At 67.0% G+C, this 18428-nt stretch carries 14 protein-coding genes and 1 pseudogene; 9 read left to right on the forward strand and 6 right to left on the reverse strand.

What is annotated here, in order from left to right:
* A pseudogene (locus tag ACYPYD_RS19405) lies at positions 1–296 on the reverse strand (DUF1338 domain-containing protein); the annotation flags it as partial.
* Positions 297–450: 154 nt separating this feature from the next.
* Between ACYPYD_RS19405 and ACYPYD_RS19410 the strand changes: the two are divergent.
* The gene (locus ACYPYD_RS19410; RefSeq protein WP_459664944.1) at positions 451–1515 is read left to right on the forward strand and encodes an NAD(P)H-dependent flavin oxidoreductase; all 1065 of its coding nucleotides are present in this window, start codon (positions 451–453) and stop codon (positions 1513–1515) included.
* 225 nt (positions 1516–1740) lie between these two features.
* Here ACYPYD_RS19410 and ACYPYD_RS19415 read toward each other — a convergent pair whose 3' ends face one another.
* The 5 genes from ACYPYD_RS19415 to zwf all read right to left on the reverse strand — a co-directional run bounded on the left by ACYPYD_RS19415 (position 1741) and on the right by zwf (position 9557).
* Positions 1741–4554 (reverse strand): phosphoenolpyruvate carboxylase, encoded by a 2814-nt coding sequence (locus ACYPYD_RS19415; RefSeq protein ID WP_459664945.1) that lies wholly within the window; start codon positions 4552–4554, stop codon positions 1741–1743.
* The gene (gene eda, locus ACYPYD_RS19420; RefSeq protein ID WP_459664946.1) at positions 4554–5180 is read right to left on the reverse strand and encodes a bifunctional 4-hydroxy-2-oxoglutarate aldolase/2-dehydro-3-deoxy-phosphogluconate aldolase; all 627 of its coding nucleotides are present in this window, start codon (positions 5178–5180) and stop codon (positions 4554–4556) included. Before eda ends, ACYPYD_RS19415 begins: the two co-directional genes overlap by 1 nt.
* Entirely contained in the window at positions 5180–6172 is a 993-nt protein-coding gene (locus ACYPYD_RS19425; RefSeq protein WP_459664947.1) for a glucokinase, read from the reverse strand. The genes eda and ACYPYD_RS19425 overlap by 1 nt, the downstream gene beginning before the upstream one ends.
* Positions 6169–7983, reverse strand: a complete 1815-nt coding sequence (gene edd, locus ACYPYD_RS19430) for a phosphogluconate dehydratase (protein ID WP_459664949.1) — start codon at positions 7981–7983, stop codon at positions 6169–6171. Before edd ends, ACYPYD_RS19425 begins: the two co-directional genes overlap by 4 nt.
* Before the next feature lie 131 nt (positions 7984–8114).
* On the reverse strand, positions 8115–9557 hold the full coding sequence (gene zwf / locus ACYPYD_RS19435; RefSeq protein ID WP_008828285.1) for a glucose-6-phosphate dehydrogenase: 1443 nt from the start codon (positions 9555–9557) through the stop codon (positions 8115–8117).
* A 313-nt stretch (positions 9558–9870) separates the two neighbouring features.
* On the opposite strand from zwf, the gene ACYPYD_RS19440 reads away from it, so the two are divergent.
* The 8 genes from ACYPYD_RS19440 to phoB all read left to right on the forward strand — a co-directional run bounded on the left by ACYPYD_RS19440 (position 9871) and on the right by phoB (position 18297).
* The gene (locus ACYPYD_RS19440) at positions 9871–10860 is read left to right on the forward strand and encodes a sensor histidine kinase (RefSeq protein WP_459664951.1); all 990 of its coding nucleotides are present in this window, start codon (positions 9871–9873) and stop codon (positions 10858–10860) included.
* A gap of 222 nt (positions 10861–11082) precedes the next feature.
* A complete protein-coding gene (locus ACYPYD_RS19445) occupies positions 11083–12540 on the forward strand; it encodes a porin (RefSeq protein ID WP_459664954.1) in 1458 nt (485 codons plus the stop codon).
* A gap of 113 nt (positions 12541–12653) precedes the next feature.
* Positions 12654–13700, forward strand: a complete 1047-nt coding sequence (locus ACYPYD_RS19450) for a substrate-binding domain-containing protein (RefSeq protein WP_459664956.1) — start codon at positions 12654–12656, stop codon at positions 13698–13700.
* A 164-nt stretch (positions 13701–13864) separates the two neighbouring features.
* Positions 13865–15238, forward strand: a complete 1374-nt coding sequence (gene pstC, locus ACYPYD_RS19455) for a phosphate ABC transporter permease subunit PstC (RefSeq protein WP_459664957.1) — start codon at positions 13865–13867, stop codon at positions 15236–15238.
* Complete coding sequence (gene pstA, locus ACYPYD_RS19460) at positions 15231–16118, forward strand: phosphate ABC transporter permease PstA (RefSeq protein ID WP_036526297.1); 888 nt, start codon at positions 15231–15233, stop codon at positions 16116–16118. Before pstC ends, pstA begins: the two co-directional genes overlap by 8 nt.
* A gap of 4 nt (positions 16119–16122) precedes the next feature.
* Positions 16123–16884 (forward strand): phosphate ABC transporter ATP-binding protein PstB, encoded by a 762-nt coding sequence (gene pstB, locus ACYPYD_RS19465; RefSeq protein ID WP_008828291.1) that lies wholly within the window; start codon positions 16123–16125, stop codon positions 16882–16884.
* 25 nt (positions 16885–16909) lie between these two features.
* A complete protein-coding gene (gene phoU / locus ACYPYD_RS19470) occupies positions 16910–17611 on the forward strand; it encodes a phosphate signaling complex protein PhoU (RefSeq protein WP_271184563.1) in 702 nt (233 codons plus the stop codon).
* Entirely contained in the window at positions 17608–18297 is a 690-nt protein-coding gene (phoB, locus tag ACYPYD_RS19475) for a phosphate regulon transcriptional regulator PhoB (protein ID WP_008828293.1), read from the forward strand. Before phoU ends, phoB begins: the two co-directional genes overlap by 4 nt.
* Positions 18298–18428 lie beyond the last annotated feature (131 nt).

An 18428-nucleotide genomic window follows, 5' to 3' on the forward strand; every position in this document is an offset into this window, starting at 1 on the left:
AGCGCGCCGGTCGCGCCGTCGATCGTGCGCAGGGCGCCGTGGTCGAAGACGATCGGTTCACCGGCGGCGCGCATCCGCTCGATATAGCGGGCGGCGGTCGGTACTCGCTCCAAAAGGTCGAGGAAAAGCGCGGCGTTGAGCGCCATGGCCACTTGCGCGCGGCTGGCGCGCTCGGCCGATCCGGCCAGTTCCGGTGCGATCTGAAGCGTCTCCAGAGCCTCTCGCGCCTTGGCCTCACCGACAATCGGCGCGAGCAGGCGAGCGAGTGTTCCGAAGTCTGAAAATGCAGGAATCATCGATCCCCCGTTGTTCATTTATTGCGTGTACGGGAAACATAGGAAAGCCACTTGCGGAAGTCCATGCCCCGGCAAAAGAAGCTGCCGAAGCAGCATCTTTGTGTTTTCACGGTAGGCGCTTAGAAGGCCATCAGGTCAATTGACGGAGCGGGTTATGTCTTTTCTCGAAAGGCTCGGCGTGAGCCTGCCCCTCATTCAGGCACCGATGGCCGGGACCAGCACTCCGCTGCTGGCGGCGGAAGTCTCGAATGCCGGGGCGCTCGGCTCGATCGGCGTCGGCGCGACGGATGCTGGCGGCGCGCGGGCCATGATCGGGGAACTGCGCGAGCGTACGGATCGCCCCTTCAACGTGAACCTGTTCGTCCATCGCACGCCAGTTGCCGACGCCGCATGCGAGGCGGCGTGGCTGGACTGGCTGCGCCCGCTCTTCGCCGAGTTCGGGGCCGAGCGGCCACAAACTCTGCAATCGCCTTATACGAGTTTCGCGGATGATCCTGCGATGCTGGCGATGTTGCTGGAGACCCGGCCGCCGGTGGTGAGCTTTCATTTCGGCCTGCCCGCCGCCGATGCCATCGCCGCCTTGCGCGAGCGGGGCATCGTGATGCTGGCGACGGCGACGAACATCGATGAGGCGCGCGCCATCGCGGCAGCCGGGATTGACGCCGTGGTCGCGCAAGGAATCGAGGCGGGCGGTCATCGCGGTATGTTCGATCCCGGAGCGCCCGATCCCGGGCTCGGCACTATGGCGCTGACGCGGCTGCTGGTGCGCGAAACCCGACTGCCGGTGATTGCCGCGGGCGGCATCATGGACGGCGCCGGGATCGCCGCCGCGCTCGATCTCGGCGCGGTGGCGGCGCAACTCGGGACCGCCTTCATCGACTGCCCGGAATCGGCGGCGGACGAGGGCTATCGTGCAGCGCTCAAGGGGCCGGGTGCGTGGCACACGACACTGACGCCGCTGGTGTCGGGGCGCCCCGCGCGGGCGCTGGCGAACCGGTTCACGGCGCTCGCAGCAGAGGTGGGCGGGCGGCAGGTGCCGGACTATCCGATCACCTATCACGCCGGGAAGGCGCTGAATGCTGCGGCCAAGGCGAAGGGCGAGTACGGGTTCGGAGCGCAGTGGGCCGGGCAGGGCGCACCGCTGGCGCGGACAATGCCTGCAGCCGAGATGGTCGCGGTTCTGATGGCGGAACTGAAAGCCGCGAGGACGCGGGGCTAGCCCGGATCCGCGATCTTTCACCCATTTCCCGTCACCCTGAACTCGTTTCAGGGTCCATTTCGCCGATAGTGCGGTAGCTGGATCAGCAAACCGACAGCGCGGCGTAAGCAGCGACGCTCCGGCACCAATTGCTCGATGGACCCTGAAACGAGTTCAGGGTGACGGGGGCGTTACAGGTGTGGGAGGGCGTGGTTCCGGCTCGGGAACCACGCCCTCAAATCCCCATCACCCGTGCGCGCCGAACTCGTTCGCCAGCGCGGTGGTGATCCGCAACGACAACGCATAGGACCGCGCGATCGGGTCGATGAAGTCCTTGTGGATCTGCGCATAGCCCGTCGCGCTGGAATCCGGGTAGTCGCTGGGGGCGTCCACCGCGAAGTCGCTGATCGAGGGGAAATGCACCGGGAAGGCGCGGCGCAGCTGGGCCAGGCCGTCCTCGACGCGCAGGGTGAAGAACATCTCCAGCACGTCGTCGCGGCTGATGTCGTTGGCGCGGCTGAACTGCGGGGTCATCACCGAGCGCAGGAACATGTGCTGGAACAGCGCGATGCGCAGCGCATGGAGCACGCCGAGCGAACGGCGCGTATGCTCGCGGTCGGCCTGCGGAGCCTCGTCCGGGACGAGATCGAGCAGGCGGTGCAGCTTCAGCGCATCGACCCGCAGGCGCGAGGCAAGGCGACGGTAGACGCCGGCACGGTCGTCCTTGGTCAGGTACTCGGCCAGCTTGAGGCAGGCGTCGGCGATGTTCTCCTCACCGCCGCGATAGGGGCGGCTGGCCCAGTAGGCCGAGTTGAACAGCTCGCCATAAGCCGAGACGGTCTTGATCGAGGCCAGCGCATTGGCGGCGCGGGCAAGGCGCACGATCTGGCGGCCGCGTGCGGATTCGCGCAGGAGCCCGGCGATTTCCTCGCGGTTGCCGTCCGCTGCGGTGCCGATCCCGGCGATCACGTTCACCGGATAGCCCAGCTGCTGCAGGATCGCGTTATGCGGGATCGCGCGGATCTGGCGCAGGTTCATCGACCGGTCGGAGGCAAGGTCCGACTGGCGGCGCGACTTGCGGCTGCCGGTGTCGTTCAGCAGCCCGAGCCCGAACGCGGTGATCGCGCGGCTGTAGGTCGAGCTTTCCAGATGCTCGTGCTGGACCGAACGGATCGCGCGGTAGAAGTCGAGGCTGAGGTCGGTGCGGCGGTAGAACAGGTCCGTCGGCACGTTGACGTCGGCATCCCACAGCGGGCGCTCGGCCATGCGGGTGAGGGTGGCCAGCGCCAGTTCGTCCGAGCCGAACCAGAGGTAGCCGTCGCCGCCCTGGAAGCTGACTTCGGGCTCCAGCCTGATCCCTGCGCGCAGGAAGCGGCGGCGCGCCCAGGGCGAGAGCTGCCAGTCGAACCGGTCGTCGATGCTGGAGGGGTGGCAGCCCCGGCCCATCGATTCGCCGCCGGTGTTGAAGATCAGCGCGCAGACGTCGGACAGGCCGTTGGCGGCCATGGCTTCCGACAGTCGGCCCTGCAGGCGTTCGATGGCGAGCGCGGCAGGCACCTGACCGACGAAGCGGCCCGCGTCGGAGAAGCCGGTCTGGATCGAAACTCGGCCGCGCCGCCTTGCGTAGTCGCGGTAGGCAGGCTCGGCGAGAACGGCGTCGAGGAAGCGGCCGCCGTGTTCCAGCGCGGTCTCGGTCTCGAATAGGGGCGAGACATCGACCTTGTCGTCGATCCCGAACATGCGCGCGAAGTAGAGCGCGGCGAGCACGGTGGTCGGCTCCTCGCACTCGGCCACCAGCATGCGGATCGGCGCGTCGGCGTCGATGTGGCCGAGGATCTGCGCCATCGCGAGGAACTGGCGCACGGCGGTGCTGTTCTCGATCGCGAGCGCGGCGAAGTTGGACTTGAGCGGCTTCACTTCGGCCAGCAGCTCGCGCATGCGGACCAGCGCGGCCTGACTGGCAAGGCTGAGCTTGCCGTCCGGATCGATGCGGCGGCGGATCGCGTTCTGCAGCTGCGAGGCGTTCACGCGGAAGTGGATGCCGCCCATGCCGAGGCCGTCGGCGCGCATCGCGGCAGCGGTGACGAGGAGGGTGCGGGCCTGCTCCTGATCGGCGTGGCGGGCTTCGTCCTCAAGCCGGGTGATCACGCCTTCGAGGCTGATGATCTTGTCGGCGTGCTCGGCGGTGAGGCCGTTGGCGGCGGCAGACAGCGCCTCGGGATCGGTGAGATCCTGCTTGAACGCGGCGACGGCCTCTGCGGTGTGGGCGTGGGCGCGGGAGAGCTGTGCGGCGATGTCCGGTGCGGCCTGCTCCAGCGCTTCGGCGTAACCGGCCAGACGCTGGGCCTTTTCCTCGAGCCGGTAGCGGATCGAGGTGGACCACGAGATGTCGGTGCGGCCGTCCATGTCGTAGCCGACCCAGTGGGCGAAGCGCACCGGCATCGGGTTCAGGCCCTTCCAGCGCTTCGGCCAGCGGGCGGCGGCAAGGTCGAACAGCCGGGCGTTGATGCGATCACGCGCCTTCTGGCCGCGTGCCATCGCCGTCATGGCGGCTTCATGCTCGGAATCGAGCGTGATCGTGTCGCGCGCAGGCGAGGCGACGCAGACCGAGGCCACGCTGAAATCGCCGTTGGAGGCGGACGTGGTGACGGCTTCGGTTTGCGCGGCGGTCAGCAGGAAGGTCGGGTGCGCGGTGAAGACGACGTGCGCTGCCGGGCGCTGCCAGCGCACGGCGAAGGCGGTGAAGTCGTCGTCATCGGCGGTCTTGGCGGCAAGGGCGTCGAGCGCCTTGTCGTTCTCCGCGATGGGCATGGTGCCGAGAATGCGGTCGAGCCGGGAGGCGCGGGCACGCAGGCCCTCGCAGTCCATCTCGGAGACGAGCGCCTCGATGTCGTCAAGGGACATCTCGCCGTTCTCCAGCGCCCGCGACAGTTCCAGGCCGAGCTGGAACACGGGGTTGAACAGCGGCGTCACCGCCGTGAGCTTGTGCAGCTCCTTGAGGCGGGCGTCGAGAGCATCGACGGTGCCCAGCGCCAATGCGCCCGTGCCCCCGGCCGCCATCAGCGAACCAGCCCCGCTGCGAGGCGCGCTTCGGCTTCGATCTTGGCTACGTCCGGCTTGCCCTTGGGGACCATCCAACTGCCGCCGACGCAGATCACCGCGTCCAGCGCCAGCCATTCCGGCGCATTCTGCGGGGTGACGCCGCCGGTTGGGCAGAACTTCGCGGCCATCAGCGGGGCGGAGATCGCCTTCAGCGCGGGCGGGCCGCCGGCTGCCATCGCCGGGAAGAACTTCAGGCGGTCGAACCCGCATTCCAGCGCGAACATCACGTCGCTGGCGTTGGCGGTGCCGGGAAGGAAGGGGATCTTCGACTTGTAGGCGGCTTCGGCGAGGTTCGGCGTCAGGCCGGGCGAGACGATGAACTCGGCGCCCGCGTCGATCGAACGCTTGAGGTCGTCCGGCGTCAGCACCGTGCCCGCGCCGACGACGGCGCCGGGGACCTGCTTCATCACCTTGATCGCCTCGATCGCGCATTCGGTGCGCAGCGTCACCTCCAGCGCGGGCAGGCCGCCGGCGACGAGCGCCTCGGCGATCGGCAGGGCGTGCTCGATGTCCTCGATGACCAGAACCGGGATCACCGGGGCGAGGCGCATGACCTTTTCGACGGCTTCGGATACGGTAGTCATTACTGGAGGTGCTCCCTTGCGAAGGCGGCCGCTGCGCCAAACAGGCCGGGCTGCGGATGAGTGATGAGCTTGACGGGCAGGGTGGCCATCAGGCCGGCGAAGCGGCCCTTGGCGCGGAACCGCTCGGCAAAGCCCGAGGTCTTGATGGTTTCGCGGATGCGGTAGCCAAGGCCACCGGCGATGACGACGCCGCTCGCGCCCTGGGCCAGCGCGCAGTCGCCCGCCGCCGCGCCGAGCGCGAGGCAGAAACGGTCCACGGCGGCGACGGCAAGGCTGTCCGTGCCTTCCGCGGCGGCGGTCCAGATCTGCACGTCGGTCAGTTCGTGGATGGCCTTGTGCTCCATCGCGGCGAGGGTCGCGTAGATATCGACGATGGCCGGGCCGGAGACGACGCGCTCCACCGAGACGCGGGTGTGGCGCTTGCGCAGGCGGGCGAGGATCGCGTCCTCGATCTGGTCGAGCGGGGCGTAGTCGGTGTGGCCGCCCTCGGTCGCCTGGACGTGGTAGCCGCCCCCCTCTGATTTAGGACGGCCATCGCGGTAGAGGTGCGCCACGCCAAGGCCGGTGCCGGGGCCGAGGATGCTGAGCGTGCCCGATGCGGGCAGTGCCTCGTCCGGGCCGGTCAGATAGAGGAAGTCGCTCTCGTCCGCGCAGGCGACGGCGTGGGCGACGGCCGCGAAGTCGTTGATGATGGTCTGGCGCGTGGGGCCAAGCATCTCCTGGATCTTCGCGGGGCGCAGGATCCAGGGGTTGTTGGTGAACTTGATGACCTCGTTGCCGACCGGGCCTGCCACCGACATGGCGACGGCATTGGGTAGGGTGCCGCCGTTCATGGCGCGGAACGCCTCCCACGCCAGCTGGAAGCTGCCGTGGTCCTTGGTGTGCAGGGTGGCGGGTTCGCCAAGCGTGATCCGGCCGTCATCGCCGATAGTGGCGATGGCGAAGCGGGCGTGAGTGCCGCCGATGTCGACGGCTACGATTTCCGTCGTCACAGCCCGGCAACCTCCAGCATCGACGAACCGCCGTGTTCGGCGCTCGACGCGTTGATGCGGAACATCGCGAAGAGTTCGCGGCCGGTGCCCATCGCGGGCGGCGGGGTCGGCGCGGGTTCGCGGCCCGAGAGGTCGGCGGTGGTGGAGATCGTGCCGTCCTCTGCCGAGAGACGCACGATATCGCCATCGCGCAGGTACGCCAGCGGGCCGCCTGCGAAGGCTTCCGGGGTGACGTGGATGGCGGCGGGCACCTTGCCCGAAGCGCCCGACATGCGCCCGTCCGTCACGAGCGCGACCTTGTGGCCGCGATCCTGCAGGACGCCCAGCGGCGGGGTCAGCTTGTGCAGCTCGGGCATGCCGTTGGCGCGCGGGCCCTGGAAGCGGACGACGACGATCACGTCCTTGTCCAGCTCACCGGCCTTGAATGCCTTGGCGACGCCTTCCTGATCGTCGAACACGCGGGCTGGCGCCTCGATCGTCCAGCGTTCGGCATCGACCGCGCTGGTCTTGAAGGTGCCGCGGCCCAGGTTGCCGTCCACCAGACGCATGCCGCCATCGGGCAGGAACGGGTTGGAGACCGGGCGCAGCATCGTGTCGTCGCCGCTGACCGCCGGGGCGGGGGTCCAGCCGAGTTCGCCATCGACCATCACCGGCTCGTCCGCGTAAGCGCTCATGCCGCCTTCGGCCACGGTCAGGATGTCCCGGTGAGCGAGGCCGCTGTCGAGCAGCTCGCGGATCACCCAGGCCATGCCGCCCGCCGCGTGGAAGTGGTTCACGTCGCCCGAGCCGTTGGGATAGGCGCGGGTGATGAGCGGGACCACGCCCGAAAGCTCGTCGAAGTCCTGCCAGTCGATCAGGATGCCGCCCGCGCGCGCCATGGCGGGCAGGTGGATCGCGTGATTGGTCGAGCCGCCGGTGGCGAGCAGACCGGCGATGGCGTTGACGATCGCCTTTTCGTCCACGACCTTGGCCATCGGGCGATAGTCCTCGCCCTTGCGGGTCATCGCCGCCAGACGGTGCGTGGCCGAGCGGGTCAGCGCAGTGCGCAGAGGGGTGTTCGGCGGCACGAACGCGGCGTTCGGCATGTGCAGCCCCATCATCTCCATCATCATCTGGTTGGAGTTGGCGGTGCCGTAGAAGGTGCAGGTGCCCGGCGAGTGATAGCTGGCGCTTTCGCTGGCGAGCAGTTCCTCGCGGCCGACCTTGCCTTCGGCGTAGAGCTGGCGGACCTTCTGCTTCTCCTTGTTGGAGATGCCGGTGGGCATCGGGCCGGACGGCACGAAGATCGCGGGCAGGTGGCCGAAGCGCAGCGCGCCGATGACGAGGCCGGGGACGATCTTGTCGCAGATGCCCAGCAGCGCCATGCCGTCGAACATCGCGTGGGACAGGGCGACGCCGGTGGACAGCGCGATGACGTCGCGGCTGAACAGCGACAGCTCCATGCCGTCGAAGCCCTGCGTTACGCCGTCGCACATGGCGGGCACGCCGCCCGCGACCTGGGCCGTGGCGCCCACTTCACGCGCGAACAGCTTCATCTGCTCGGGGTAGCGGCCGTAGGGCTGATGCGCCGAGAGCATGTCGTTGTAGGCGGTGACGATGCCGAGGTTGACCGCCTTGTTCCCGGCGATCGTCGCCTTGTCCTCGCCCGAGGCGGCGAAGCCGTGCGCGAGGTTGGAGCACGAGAGGAAGCTGCGGTCGGAATGGCGGTCCGTCTCGCGGGCGATCATGTCGAGATAGCGCGCGCGGCTGTCCTTCGACCGTTCGATGATACGGTCGGTGACGCGCGCGACCACCGGGTGGAGGTTGGTCATGGTCTACTCCTGGTCTTTCGCGACATCCGGCTTCTTCCCGCCCCGCATGTGCGCGGGACGGTAACCGGTGTCAATCGCTATATTCCGGCCCGTATGGGCCTGCTCAAGCAAACTTCGGTGCTGGCACGAGGTCACTCGTGCCAGGTTACTCCGTCACGTTCGGCGAGGGCGATCGCGGCGGACGGCCCCCAGCTTCCTGCAGTGTAAGTCTTGGGCTCCTGCGCCTGTTCCTCCCAGCCGGAGCGGATCGCGTCGATCCATTCCCATTGGGCTTCCACTTCGTCGCGGCGCACGAACAGGGTCTGGTCGCCTTCGATGAGGTCGAGCAGCAGGCGTTCGTAGGCGATGCGGCGCTGGTGGTCGGCGAAGGCGTCGGGGCGGGTGATCGCCAGCGGCACCGAGCGCAGGCCGTAGCCGTCGCGGTCCAGCCCCGGCACCTTGGCCATGAGCGAGAGGGTGATGTTCTCTTCCGGCTGGATGCCGATGACGAGGCGGTTGGGCACCGTCTTCGCGCCGCGACCGTGGAAGATCGAGTGCGGCACGTCGCGGAACTGCACGACGATCTCGGTCGTGCGCTTGGGCAGGCGCTTGCCGGTGCGCATGTAGAAGGGCACGCCCTGCCAGCGCCAGTTGTCGATGAAGCCCTTGATCGCGACGAAGGTTTCGGTGTTCGAATCCTTGCCGAGTTCTTCATCATAGCCGGGCACGGCCTTGCCGGTGATCGCGCCTGCGCGGTACTGGCCGGTGACGGTTTCCTCGGGCTTCACCTTGCGCAGCGAGTGGAGAACCTTGACCTTCTCGTTGCGGATCGAGGTGGCATTGTACGAAACCGGCGGCTCCATCGCCACGAGCGCGAGCAACTGGAGCATGTGGTTCTGCACCATGTCGCGCAAGGCGCCGCTGTCGTCGTAGTAGGCGACGCGCGATTCGAGGCCCACGGTCTCGGCCACGGTGATCTGCACGTGGTCGATGTGCGCGGCGTTCCACAGTGGCTCGAACATCAGGTTGGCGAAACGCAGCGCCAGGATGTTCTGCACTGTCTCCTTGCCGAGATAGTGGTCGATCCGGAAGATCCGGTCCTCGGGGAAGGCGCTGGCCACCGCGTCATTGATGACCTTGCTCGATGCGAGGTCCACCCCGAGCGGCTTTTCGAGCCCGATGCGCACGTTGCCGCTGGCAAGGCCGCTCTTCTCCAGACCGTGGATGGTCGGTTCGAACAGGCTGGGCGCGGTGGACAGGAAGATCGACAGGCCCTGCTTCGGGGTGCCCACCTTCTCGGCCAGCGCATGGAAGCTGTCGATGTCGTTGGCGTCGAGCGGCTGGTAGCTCAGCCGGTTGAGGAACTGCGCCAGGCTGCCTCGGCGACCGGCGGGCAGGAACTGCTCCAGCGATTCGCGCGCGAAGTTGCGGAAGCCCTGGTCGTCCATGTCCGACCGGGCGGTGCCGATGATTTCGATGTCAGGACCCAGCAGGCCTTCCGCGTCGAGCGCGCAAAGCGAGGGGAGGAGCATCCTGCGTGAAAGATCGCCCGTGGCGCCGAAGAGGAGCAGGCGATCGGAAGTGAATTGCGTCACGGTACCCTTTCCACCGGACGACCGCGCTCCTCCTCGCAGCCGTTGATGATTGTTCTCAAGGCTGCACGGCGTCATGTCCACTTGTGGGCGGACCGCCATGCGGTTGCGCCATAACAAAGGCCGCCGCCGAGCGCTAGGGCGCTGAAGGCATGCAAGCACGTTTTCCAAACTCGCCGAGGGGCGAATGGACACGGAAATGTCATTTCCGGCGTTGGTGAATACGAATGTTGCAACAATAGTGTCTTGGAACCATGTCACGCGCGGATTTGAATCTTCGGTGCACACCCACCGCGACCTCAGGAGCATTACAGGCATGAGCATCGAGGGCGTCCACCTCCTCGAACACCTCCAGACCCCCGCGATGATGATCGTGCGGGGGCAGGTGCGCTTCGCCAACAGCGCGGCAAAGGCACTGCTGGGCGCCCATATCGTCGGGCAGGACGTGCGCATCGCCATTCGCGAGCCGCGCGCGGTCGCCGCGATTCTCAGCGACGAGGGCGGCTCGGCGCGGGTGAAGGGGCTGTCCACCGGCGGGTCGGTGTGGGAGGTCGACTGCAAGGTCGTCGGCCTCTACGAGCGGCTGGTCAGCCTCTACGACTTGTCGGAGCGGGTCAGCGTGGCCAAGTCCCACGCCGATTTCGTCGCCAATGCCAGCCACGAACTGCGTACCCCGCTCGCCAGCGTCATCGGCTACTGCGAGACGCTCATGAACCCCAAGGCGGGCGGCGACGAGGCGTTGCGCAACCGCTTCCTGGGCACCATCCGCCATGAGGCGCAGCGGATGCAGGCGCTGATTTCGGACCTCATGTCGCTTTCGCGGATCGAGGCGGTGAAGCACGAGGCGCCTTCTGACACCGTCGATGTCGTCGCACTGGCGCATGAAGTGGCGGGCGAATTCAAGGGCACGATGGAAGTCCATGTCCGGGCCAACCAATCCGAAGCGGTCATCGCGGGCGATCGCGGCCAGCTTTCGCAGGTCCTGCGCAATCTCATCGACAATGCGCGCAAGTATGCGAAGCCCGAAGGCCCCGTGGAAGTGTCCGTGGAGGCCGCCAGCACCGGCTGGGTGCTCGTCACCGTGCGCGACGAGGGCGAGGGCATCGGCCCCGAACACCTGCCGCGCGTGACCGAGCGCTTCTACCGCGCCGATACCAGTCGCAGCCGCGCGGTGGGCGGAACCGGGCTGGGCCTGTCGATCGTCAAGCACATCGTCGAGCGCCACCGTGGCCGCTTCGACATCGAGAGCCGGCAGGGCGTGGGCACGACCGCCTCGCTGATGCTGCCGCTGCGCGCGGAGAGCTGATCGAGCGGGGGCCGGTGTTGCGCACCCCGTCCGGCTAACTCGCTTCGCTCGCAAGCGTACGCCCTCCCGCAAGCGGGAGGGCGTACGCTTGCCTCTCCCCTCCCGCTTGCGGGAGGGGCTGGGGGTGGGCGGCGCGACGTCATCAAAGTGTCATTCTATGGACATATTCGCGTCATCGAAATGACGCGAATCCTGAACCCAATCGTGATGCAATCCGCAGCCATGCAAAGATTGCCCGTTTCCGCCATGGCGCTCGTCGCCGCCCTGGGCTGGGTTTCACCGGTCCTGGCGCAGCCCGCCGATTCGGTCACCCAGGCGGACCTCGCCGCCATGCGCGCGCAGATGGAGGCGATGGCGCAGCGTATCACCTCGCTCGAGGGGCAGCTTGCGGCGGCGAAGGGCGCGGCGTCGCAGACCGCGACTCCGCTTCCGAATGCGGCCGCGGCGCCGGTTCCAGCTCTCGCGGCAGGGCCGGCCACGCCCGCTGAGGCTCCTATGCCTGCCCCGGCAGCCAGCTCGATCCCGGCGAAGCTTGCCAAGACCGCGAGCGGCATCAAGCTGCGCGGCTATACCCAGATGCGCTTCAACGAGATCATCTCGGGCGACAAGGACGCGCCTTCAGGCCGCTCGCGCCTGCGGTCGGTACAGGACGGCAGCATCGGCCCGGACAGCAACTTCTTCTTCCGCCGCATCCGTCTCGTGATGCAGGGCGACCTCGGCCACGGCGTCTCGTTCTACCTGCAACCCGACTTCGCCAGCGCGGTCAACAACCAGTCCTCGGGCGAACGGCGCGACAACTTCCTGCAGCTGCGCGATGCCTACGTGGACGTCGCGCTCGACAAGGCGCAGCGCCTGAAGCTGCGTTTCGGCCAGTCCAAGGTGCCGTTCGGGTGGGAGAACCTGCAGTCCTCCTCCAACCGTGTGCCGCTCGACCGCACCGACGCGATCAACGCCGGAGTGCCCAGCGAGCGCGACCTCGGCATCGTCGCCTACTACACGCCGGACCGCGTGCAGGCGATCTGGGACGAACTGGAAGCGGGCGGGCAGAAGCTTTTCGGCAATTACGGCGCCTTCGGCTTCGGCGTGTTCAACGGGCAGGGCGTCAACCGGCAGGAGCGCAACGAGAGCCTGATGTCGGTGGCGATGGCGACATGGCCGATGCGGCTCGACGGTATCGGGCTGGACGGGCAGGTGCTCGAAGTGGGCGGCTCGCTGATGCACAACAAGGTGAAGCCGGAAGTGCGCGCGGGCGGGGTGACGGCGCAGAACTTCACCGAACGCCGCGCGGTGGCGCACGCGATCCTCTATCCGCAGCCCTTCGGCATCCAGGCCGAATGGACTTTCGGGCGCGGTCCGCAGTTCGATACCGGAACGCAGACGATCGAATCGCACAATGCCAGCGGCGGCTACGTAATGCTGATGTACCGCGTGCCGGACTTCGGCGCGGGGCGGGTCATCCCCTATGCGCGGTGGGAACGCTACAAGGGCGGCTGGAAGGGTGCGGTCAATGCGCCGCGTCTCGATACCAACGATATCGAGCTGGGCGTGGAATGGACGCCGGTGAAGCCGATCGAGTTCACGCTCGCCTATGCCCGCATGAAGCGTGCCGAGGCCGACGAACGCCGCGCCGGACAGGCCGAAGGCGACGTCCTGCGCGCCCAGATCCAGTGGAATTATTGAGGCCTGCGCGCAGGATTTTCGAGACACCCCCCCTTAGTCACGTTATTGACGCAAAAGTGTCATCAAAGACCAATAGGGGGCAGTTCAAGATCAAAGCCCAAGGGGGTTTACCAATGCGTTCGACCAAGACCTTCATTTTCGCTGCCGTCTCGCTTGCCGCTCTCAGCGCTTGCGGTGGTTCGGGTGGTTCCTCGGCCGGTTCGCGCGATTTCGTGCGCGCCGTCGGTTCTTCGACCGTATACCCCTTCGCCACCGCCGTGGCCGAGGGTTACGCCAAGGCGGCGGGCGTGAAGTCGCCGGTCATCGAATCGACCGGGACGGGCGCGGGCATGAAACTGTTCTGCGCCGGTGTCGGCGCCCAGCACCCCGACATCGAGGACGCCTCGCGCCGGATCAAGAAGTCCGAGTTCGAGGAATGCCAGAAGAACGGCGTCAAGGAGATCGTCGAGGTCCAGGTCGGCATCGACGGCATCGCCTTCGCCGAATCGAAGAGTGGTCCCGGCTTCCAGCTGACCCCGACCGACATCTACAAGGCGCTGGCGGCCAATCCCTTTGGCAAGCCCAACACCGCGAAGACCTGGAAGGACGTCAATCCGTCGCTCCCCGCCGAGCCGATCCTCGTCTACGGCCCGCCCTCGACCTCGGGCACGCGTGACGCGCTCAAGGAACTGATCCTCGAGGCCGGTTGCAAGACCGATGCCGCCACCAAGGCGCTCAAGGACAGCGACAAGAACAAGTACGAGGCGATCTGCCACGACATCCGCGAGGACGGCCCCTACGTGGACGCCGGCGAGAACGACAACCTGATCGTCCAGAAGATCTCGCAGAACGCCAAGGCCATTGGCATCTTCGGCTACTCGTTCCTCGAAGAGAACCCGGACAGCCTGAAGGGCATCCCGATGTCGGGCGTGACCCCGACTTACGCGACGATCTCGGACTACTCGTACCCCGGCGCGCGTCCGCTCTACATCTACGTCAAGAAGCAGCACCTCGGCCCGATCAAGAGCCTGCAGGGCTACGTCGCCGAGTGGGTGAAGTCGTGGGGCGCCGACGGCCTCCTGCAGAAGAAGGGCATGGTCATCGCGCCCGAGGACGTGCGTAAGAAGAGCGCCGAAATCATCGCGAACATGACCCCGCTCGATCCGTCCGAGCTGAAGTAAGAACCCACTACGGTGCTTCGATCCCTTGCATCGTCATTGCGAGCGGCGCAGCCGCGCGGCAACCCAGGACAGGTGCAAACCGCCCTGAGTTGCTTCGGCCTGCGGCCTCGCAATGACGGCGTGGATGGAGCGCCCGGTATGAACAAGGGGCCGATGGGCCAGTCATGATACTTACCGGAGTTCTCCTGGCCGTCCTCGGCCTCGGCCTTGTCGGCTGGTTCGCCGCGCGCGGCCGGGCGCGGCTGCTCTATACCGGCCGGGGGTCGATGCACTCGATGCCCGCCTATCACGGCTGGCACCTGGCGCTGTGGATCGTCGCCCCGGCGCTGGTCGCCTGGCTGGTGTGGCAGGCGGTGATGCCGGGCCTCGTCGAGGGTGCGGTCTTCGCCACGCCCGCCGCACACGGGTTGCCGACCGATCCGTTCCAGCTCGGCGCCATCGTCGCCGAGGCGCAGACCATCGCCTCCGATCCGGGCGCCGTCGCCTTCAACCCGGAGGCGCAGGCGCTGGTCGAGCCGTTCCGGCAGACGCAAGTCAAGTTCGGCCTGATCGGCGCGGTGATCGTGCTGATCGTCGCCTTTGCGGGCGGCGCCTTTGGCTTCACGCGCATCCGTCCTGACTTCAAGGCGCGTACCCATGTCGAGCGCTTGGTGCTGGGCGTGCTGCTGGCGGCCTCGCTGCTGGCGATCCTGACCACCTTCGGCATCGTCGCTTCGCTGGTGTTCGAGGCGGGCATGTTCTTCAAGGACGTGTCGCCGATCGCCTTCCTCACCGGCACCCACTGGTCGCCCGCGAGCACCATGGGCGACAACATCAACAACAACTTCGGCGCGGTGCCGCTGTTCTGGGGCACGATCTACATCGGCGCGATCATCGCCATGGTCGTCGCGATCCCGCTCGGCCTGATGAGCGCGATCTACCTGACGCAGTACGCCACGCGCGACGTGCGCAAGTGGGTGAAGCCGCTCCTCGAAATCCTCGCGGGCATTCCCACGGTTGTCTACGGCTACTTCGCCGCGCTGACGGTCGCCCCGCTGATCCGCGACTTCGCTGCTTCGCTGGGCATGGCCAACCCCTCGACCGAGAGTGCGCTCGCCGCTGGTCTGGTGATGGGTGTGATGATCATCCCGTTCGTCTCCTCGATGGCCGACGACGCGCTGGCGGCCGTGCCCCGCGCGATGAGCGACGGTTCGCTGGCGCTCGGTGCCACCCGGTCGGAGACGATCAAGAAGGTGCTGCTCCCCGCCGCGCTGCCCGGCATCGTCGCGGGCGTGATGCTGGCGATCAGCCGCGCCATCGGCGAGACGATGATCGTCGTCATGGCCGCCGGTGCCGCAGCCAACCTTTCGGCGAACCCGTTCGCCTCGATGACGACCGTGACCTACCAGATCGTCCAGATGCTGACCGGCGACCAGGAGTTCAACAGCCCCAAGACGCTGTCGGCCTTCGCGCTCGGCCTGGTGCTGTTCATCGTCACTCTCATCCTCAACATCGTCGCCCTGCGCGTCGTGAAGCGGTTCCGCGAAGCCTATGAGTAAGTCAGACTGGAATTCGCCCGAGGCGGTCCGCCGCCTCGCGAAGCGCCACGCCGCCGAGAAGCGCTTCAAGCTCGTCGGGCTGGGCGCGATCGTCCTGAGCCTCGGGTTCCTGGCGCTGCTGCTCGTCATCATGCTGAAGAACGGCGTCGCCGGGCTCGACTGGGACTTCCTGTCCGGCTCGGACTCGACCGATGCCACCACCGCAGGCGTGTGGGGCGCGGCCAAGGGCTCGCTGCTCACCATGATGGTGACGCTGCTGCTCAGCTTCCCGATGGGCGTGCTCGCCGCGATCTATCTGGAAGAGTTCGCGCCTAAGAAGAAGTGGATCGAGTGGGTCGAGGTGTCGATCAACAACCTCGCCGCCGTGCCTTCGATCATCTTCGGCCTCTTGGGCCTGGCGGTGTTCATCAACACCTTCCAGATGCCGCGTTCCTCGCCGCTGGTCGGCGGTCTGACGCTGGCGCTGATGACGATGCCGGTCATCGTCATCTCGGGCCGCAACGCGATCAAGGCCGTCCCGCCCTCGATCCGCGAGGCCGCCTACGGCATCGGCGCGAGCAAGGTGCAGACGACGTTCCACCACGTCCTGCCGCTGGCGCTGCCGGGCATCCTGACCGGCACCATCATCGGCATGGCCCGCGCGCTGGGTGAGACCGCGCCGTTGCTGATGATCGGCATGCGCGCCTTCGTCGTCACCCCGCCGGACAGCCTGACGGCTCCGTCGAGCGTGCTGCCGATGCAGATTTTCCTGTGGTCCGACGAAATCGACAAGGCTTTCGTCCAGAACACTTCCGCCGCCATCATCGTGCTGCTGGTCTTCCTGCTCGCCATGAACGGCATCGCCATTTACCTTCGAAACAAATTCGAAGTCCGCTGGTAGAACCATGACCGAAGCCAAGATCACCGCCCGCAACGTCGACGTCTTCTACGGACAGAAGAAGGCGATCAACGACGTCTCGATCGATATCGACAACGGGATCGTCACTGCCTTTATCGGCCCCTCGGGCTGCGGCAAGTCGACGTTCCTGCGCACCCTCAACCGCATGAACGACACGATCGCCGGTGCCCGCGTCGACGGCCAGATCCTGCTGGACGGCGAGGACATCTATGCGTCCACCATGGACTCGGTCGCCCTGCGCGCCCGCGTCGGCATGGTGTTCCAGAAGCCGAACCCGTTCCCCAAGTCGATCTACGAGAACATCGCCTACGGCCCGCGCATCCACGGCCTCGCCAGCGCGAAGTCGGACATGGACCGCATCGTCGAGAACGCGTTGACCAAGGCGGGCCTCTGGGAAGAGGTCAAGGATCGCCTGACCGACGCCGGCACCGCGCTTTCGGGCGGCCAGCAGCAGCGCCTGTGCATCGCGCGCGCCATCGCCGTCAGCCCCGAAGTCATCCTCATGGACGAGCCGTGCTCCGCGCTCGACCCGATCGCCACCGCGCGCATCGAGGAACTGATCGACGAGCTGAAGGAAAGCTTCGCCATCGTCATCGTCACCCACTCGATGCAGCAGGCCGCGCGCGTGTCGCAGCGCACCGCCTTCTTCCACCTCGGCAGCATGGTGGAATATGGCGAGACCGACCAGATCTTCACCAATCCGCGCGAAACGCGCACCAAGGACTACATCACCGGCCGCTACGGCTGAGTTGGTGAGCTGACAGGGAAAAGCCATGGTAGACCATACCGTCAAGGCCTTCGACTCCGAGATCGGGCAGCTTCGCGGCCTCGTCGCCGAAATGGGCGGGCTCGCCGAAGTCGCGATCCGCGACGCCATCACCGCGCTCGTCCATCATGACGAGGAACTGGCCGCACAAGTCGTCGCCGCCGATGCGCGCCTCGACGCGCTGGAGGCCGAGGTGGACCGCCTCGCTGTGCGCACCATTGCCCTGCGCGCGCCGATGGCCGACGATCTGCGCGACGTCATCGCCGCGCTCAAGATCTCGGGCGTGATCGAGCGCATCGGTGATTACGCCAAGAACATCGCCAAGCGCGTCAATGCGCTGGAAGGCCGCACCAAGATCGATCCGGTCACACTGGTCCCGGCCATGGCAGAGATCGCCGAGTCCATGGTGCGCGACGTCCTCAACGCCTACGGCTCGCGCGATGCGCAGCTGGCGGTGGAGGTCATCAAGCGCGACCAGAAGCTGGACCAGTTCTACAACACGCTGTTCCGCTCGCTGCTGACGCACATGATGGAGAACCCCGCGACGATCACCAGCGCCGCGCAGCTTCTCTTCATCGCCCGCAACCTGGAGCGCATCGGCGACCATGCCACCAACGTGGCCGAAATGGTCTACTACGCCGCGACCGGCGAATACTGCACGGAGCGCGACTCTTTGACGGATGATACCAGCTCGGGAATGCTGTCGTGAGCGCCGCCTCGATCCTCGTCGTCGAAGACGACGTCGCCCTCAGCGAACTGCTGACCTGGAACCTCTCGGCCGAAGGCTACGATGTGCGCTCCACGCCCGACGGCGAGGAAGCCCTCGTCATGGTGCGCGAGCAAACGCCCGATGCGATCGTGCTCGACTGGATGATCGAGCAGGTGCCCGGCATCGAGGTCTGCCGCCAGCTGCGCAAGGACAAGGAAACCGCCTCGGTCCCGATCATCATGCTCACCGCGCGCGGCGAGGAAGAAGACATGATCCGCGGTCTCAAGACCGGCGCTGACGACTATGTCACCAAGCCGTTCTCCCCGCGAGAGCTGATGGCCCGCATCGAGGCGCTGCTGCGCCGCGCGCGGCCGTCGCTGGCGGGCAGCGTGCTGTCGTGGGGGGATATCGAACTCGACGCCACCAGCCACCGCGTGCGTCGCGGCGGCGAGGCGCTGCATCTGGGTCCGACCGAGTTCCGCCTGCTCCGTTACTTCATGGAGCGTCCGAACCGCGTGGTTTCGCGCCAGCAGATCCTCGACGGCGTCTGGGGCATGGACTCCGACATCGACGAGCGCACGGTGGACGTTCACATCCGCCGCCTGCGCAAGGCGATCAACCGCGACGGCGAGACCGATCCCATCCGCACCGTGCGCGCGGCGGGATATGCGATGGACGTGGCCTGATCGCTCGACGTCCCGGACCTGTTCCGGGACCGGTGGCGGCAAAGCTCTTGGATCACCCGAATACTATCGTCATTGCGAGCGCAGCGAAGCAATCCAGGGCGGTTTGCGCGGCCTTGGATTGCTTCGCTGCG

This window comes from Novosphingobium sp. 11B (genome assembly GCF_054589055.1).

Coding starts and splice junctions, on each gene's coding strand:
- pstA (WP_036526297.1), top strand. CDS start 15,231: ATGAGTAAGTCAGACTGGAATTCGCCCGAGGCGGTCCGCCGCCTCGCG.
- ACYPYD_RS19440 (WP_459664951.1), top strand. CDS start 9,871: ATGAGCATCGAGGGCGTCCACCTCCTCGAACACCTCCAGACCCCCGCG.
- pstB (WP_008828291.1), top strand. CDS start 16,123: ATGACCGAAGCCAAGATCACCGCCCGCAACGTCGACGTCTTCTACGGA.
- ACYPYD_RS19445 (WP_459664954.1), top strand. CDS start 11,083: ATGCAAAGATTGCCCGTTTCCGCCATGGCGCTCGTCGCCGCCCTGGGC.
- ACYPYD_RS19415 (WP_459664945.1), bottom strand. CDS start 4,554: ATGGCGGCCGGGGGCACGGGCGCATTGGCGCTGGGCACCGTCGATGCT.
- eda (WP_459664946.1), bottom strand. CDS start 5,180: ATGACTACCGTATCCGAAGCCGTCGAAAAGGTCATGCGCCTCGCCCCG.
- edd (WP_459664949.1), bottom strand. CDS start 7,983: ATGACCAACCTCCACCCGGTGGTCGCGCGCGTCACCGACCGTATCATC.
- pstC (WP_459664957.1), top strand. CDS start 13,865: ATGATACTTACCGGAGTTCTCCTGGCCGTCCTCGGCCTCGGCCTTGTC.
- ACYPYD_RS19410 (WP_459664944.1), top strand. CDS start 451: ATGTCTTTTCTCGAAAGGCTCGGCGTGAGCCTGCCCCTCATTCAGGCA.
- phoU (WP_271184563.1), top strand. CDS start 16,910: ATGGTAGACCATACCGTCAAGGCCTTCGACTCCGAGATCGGGCAGCTT.
- ACYPYD_RS19450 (WP_459664956.1), top strand. CDS start 12,654: ATGCGTTCGACCAAGACCTTCATTTTCGCTGCCGTCTCGCTTGCCGCT.